The sequence below is a fragment of the Arthrobacter sp. JCM 19049 genome (assembly GCF_001310435.1).
The window spans coordinates 1-724 of the sequence record NZ_BAXF01000816.1; the positions used below are offsets into that span (position 1 = coordinate 1).

Sequence of the window (724 nt, forward strand, 5' to 3'; positions counted from 1 at the left end):
CCCGGATGCTGGAGTTCGCCCGGGTGATCCTGCGCGGCACCGCGAGCCGCCCCGCCAGCTTCTCCTGCTTTGGACTGCACGAGTGGGCGATGGCCTACAAGTCCGAGGAGAACGGGATCCGGCACGAATACCTGCCGCTGCGGCTGGGCGCGGCCGGCACCGACCGGGTGGTGGAGAAGCATCGGATCCGCTGCACCCACTTTGACGCCTTCCGCTTCTACACCCCGCAGGCCGCGCCGCTCAATGAGCTGCAGCCCACCCGGGAAACCCAGCGGGACCTGGAACAGCCCGGGTGCCTGCACGCCAACATGGACCTGTACAAGTGGGCGTACAAACTGGTGCCGCTGGTCTCCAGTGAGCTGATGATGGACTGCTTCGAGCTGGCCTGGGACATCCGCACCATGGACATGCAGGCCTCCCCCTACGACCTGGCCGAGTGGGGCTACTCGCCGATCCGGATCGAAACCGCCGAGGGCAAGGCCCGCTACGTGCGGGAGCAGAAGCGCTTCGCCGAACGCGCCGACGTGCTGCGTTCGCGGCTGCTGGCGGTCGCCGAATCCGTGGCGCTGCCGGCCTGCGGCAACACCTTGAGCACCAGCTAACGCCGGGACGCTGGCGGCCGGGCTGTGCTTCAAGCCACAATGGACTATGGACGTTCTACGCTTGGCGCGCCGCGCCGGACTTTCGCTGACCTGCCTGCTGGCCCTGATGGCGGCCAGCGGCT

The 724-nt window shown here is 68.1% G+C and carries 1 pseudogene; it reads left to right on the forward strand.

What is annotated here, in order from left to right:
• Positions 1 to 602, forward strand: a pseudogene (locus tag JCM19049_RS16480) (3-methyladenine DNA glycosylase); the annotation flags it as partial.
• Positions 603 to 724: the final 122 nt, after the last annotated feature.